Here is a 2,722-nt window from a genome sequence, read left to right as displayed (position 1 = left end):
ATGCGTTGCGTTTAGTGTTTAAGGTGGTATGCGGCGGCATCGGTATTGCGTTGCTCACACCTTAACAGGGCGTTATGTAGCATGGGAAAAGTCGAGGAGGGTTCGTGAGTAACAAACAAAAGAAAATTGAGCGTTTTCAATTCGATAAATTTGCTGAGCTACTTGGACTACAATATACCAGTTTAGAAGAACGGGAATCTCCAGATTTTATTTGTACGTTAGGTAACCATCGAATAGGTATTGAGCTAACAGATATTAAACACCCTAAAAAAGCAGAAATCTCAGGAATACAGCGCTCGGTGGTAGCAAAAGCACAAGAACTATGTGCGCACCTTGACCCTTTGCAGGTACGAGTAACGTTCTCACATCCAGTTAGTTATAAGGGACGCATAAAAAATGAAATATCGAAATATATAGCTGATGTAGTTATAGGCTCGATTGAATGTGCGAGAGCGTTAAATGGGTCTGTTTACTCTGTTCCACTAAGTGATATGTCACACCAATACGGAATTCTTGGGATTTACGTCAATTATGGTGTTTGCAACAACACTACTTGGCTGAAAGCACATCGTTGGAGTTGTATTGAATCTGGTTTTGTTTCAAGTTCCTTTGATCAACAGATCGAAAAATGTATAGATTCTAAAAACTTAAAACTTAAGGAATACCACAAAAACTGCGATGAATGTTGGCTATTAATTGTGGCAGACTGTAGCAAAAAAGACCAAATGTTTAGGTTGGAACGACAAGCAAAATTAAACAAGAACGCTGACTTTGAACGTGTTTTTTTTATGGAGATTAGTCAAGGTTGTATTAATGAAATAACCGTCACTAAAGCTACATAACAAAGCATTTAAGAGTGATTCGCAACGCTTGGCAGTTTCGCTTCGCTCAAGTATAGCCAAGCGTCGCTCACACCTTAATGCGGCGTTATAGCGCAGGAGGTTTCTATGGCTAAACAAGAGTTTGAACCCTTGTTCAAATCGGATAGTGATTGGCATAATAATGCTTGTTTGAACTTTCATCCAGATATGTCACATGGCTATATCAATGGATATAAATTAGCTGCGGATTCGTTGGTGCTACAGGTAAATGATACGGGCAGAGATCAAGATTATTTGGTTTATCCGATAGTATTTTTATATAGGCAGCATATTGAATTACTTTTAAAAAATATTGTCAGCAACGGTCGACAGCTTTTAGACCAAGAAGGTGGTTATCCAAAACACCATAAAATCGATGAGCTTTGGAAAACGGTCAAAGGGATTTTGCGTAAAGTCTTCGAATCTAACATTGATAAGAAGTTTGCCCAAGTAGAGCACGTTGTTAATGAATTGGCGAAAGCAGACCCTGATTCAATGAGTTTTAGGTATTCAACTGATCGAAGCGGCAAGGGTTCAACTGACGGGATATTTTACGTAAATCTCCGTCATTTTGGGCAAATGATCAATGATATCAGTGAAGAGTTAGATTGCGCTGATTCCGTTATAATGCATTACCTCGAAGCTAGAACTAATATGCAATCGTGGTGAGCAGCGCTATAACAATCTGTTTAAGAGTGATTCGCAACGCTTGGCATTTTTACTATGCGTTGTGTTTAGTGTTTAAGGCGGTATACAGCGGCTTTAGTATTGCGTTGCTCACACCTTAACAGGGCGTTAGCTGGCAAAGGAGAACAAGTGAGCCCGAGATTGATTGGTATTCAAAATGGCGTCATTGTATTCGTATTTTGGTTATGCGTCGGGCTACTTTTAGTTTCTGATTGGCGTATTGCTATCCCATTGTTTGCAGCATATTTATTCCCAATTTCTTTAGTGGTCGCATGGCGTAGCGCGAAATTGGGTTGCAACCTTGCCAAGCAATGTGTGACTGTCAAGGCCTACGCAGTGGAAGGTTTTTTGGTCGGTTTTACTGTGTGCATCGTGTTTTTTGGGTTAACTATCTCTAACCAAGCTTTTGCAGCCGGAACTGTACTTGATGGCGCAGATTTAAACGACATCATAAAGTATGTGCTGTTTTTCGCCTTGCCAATCAGTATTTCTGTAGGCTTGTTCGGTTCTGTTCAAGGTTTGTTATTCTATCACCTTAACCGTTGGCAGTTAGCCAGCTAACAAGGCGTTCAAGAGGGATTCATGCCGCGTGGTATTTTTGGTATGCGGTTAGTTTTGGTGGTGAAAGTGGTCTGCGGAAAGTTGGTTTATGCGGCATTCACCCCTTAACGCAGCGTTATGCCTCTAAAGGAGAATGGATGTGAAGAATTTTTTTGATATCAGAAATGGTGAAATATTTACGTTCTTGTTTGGTGACAACGAATACAAATATTCAGAATGTCAAATTCTTGCTGAAAGAATCGACTTCAATCAATACGTTGTAGATGCAGTTGTTAAAACTGTAGATGGGTATTATTTTGACCTACTCCTCGTAGGTGATGGCCCCCAATCATTCGATAATGGGGTTCTCTTTGGACATTACACTGTTGAAAGAATTACTGAAGAAGCTGCAAGAGATTTAGCTGACCTTACTAATGCCTTTAGCACCAAGGCATAACAAACTGTTCAAGAGGGATTCGCAACGCGTGGCATTTTTACTATGCGTTGGTTTAAGTGATTAAGGTGGTATGCGGCGGCTTCGGTATTGCGTTGCTCACCCCTTAACAGGGCGTTATAACGCATTTGAGTACGCCACATATCAAGGATTGAAATGGAAGAATATTGGAACCCCATGG

The 2,722-nt window shown here is 40.5% G+C and carries 4 protein-coding genes; all 4 read left to right on the top strand.

Going from position 1 to position 2,722, the window contains the following annotated elements; genetic code table 11:
* Positions 1-104 precede the first annotated feature (104 nt).
* The 4 genes from PQQ36_RS22350 (at position 105) to PQQ36_RS22325 (ending at position 2,544) form a co-directional block, all read left to right on the top strand.
* A complete protein-coding gene (locus PQQ36_RS22350) occupies positions 105-842 on the top strand; it encodes a hypothetical protein (protein WP_273662731.1) in 738 nt (245 codons plus the stop codon).
* Between the two features lie 105 nt (positions 843-947).
* The gene (locus tag PQQ36_RS22345) at positions 948-1,529 is read left to right on the top strand and encodes a hypothetical protein (protein WP_273662728.1); all 582 of its coding nucleotides are present in this window, start codon (positions 948-950) and stop codon (positions 1,527-1,529) included.
* Positions 1,530-1,676: 147 nt separating this feature from the next.
* Complete coding sequence (locus PQQ36_RS22335) at positions 1,677-2,108, top strand: hypothetical protein (protein WP_118893696.1); 432 nt, start codon at positions 1,677-1,679, stop codon at positions 2,106-2,108.
* 139 nt (positions 2,109-2,247) lie between these two features.
* Positions 2,248-2,544, top strand: a complete 297-nt coding sequence (locus PQQ36_RS22325) for a hypothetical protein (RefSeq protein ID WP_156115208.1) — start codon at positions 2,248-2,250, stop codon at positions 2,542-2,544.
* Positions 2,545-2,722 lie beyond the last annotated feature (178 nt).

Origin of the sequence: Vibrio sp. CCUG 15886 (genome assembly GCF_028570825.1) — a bacterium.
Classification (GTDB): Bacteria; Pseudomonadota; Gammaproteobacteria; order Enterobacterales; family Vibrionaceae; genus Vibrio; species Vibrio vulnificus_B.
Note: the sequence above shows the minus strand (reverse complement) of the source record. Positions and strands in the feature narration are given on the sequence as shown.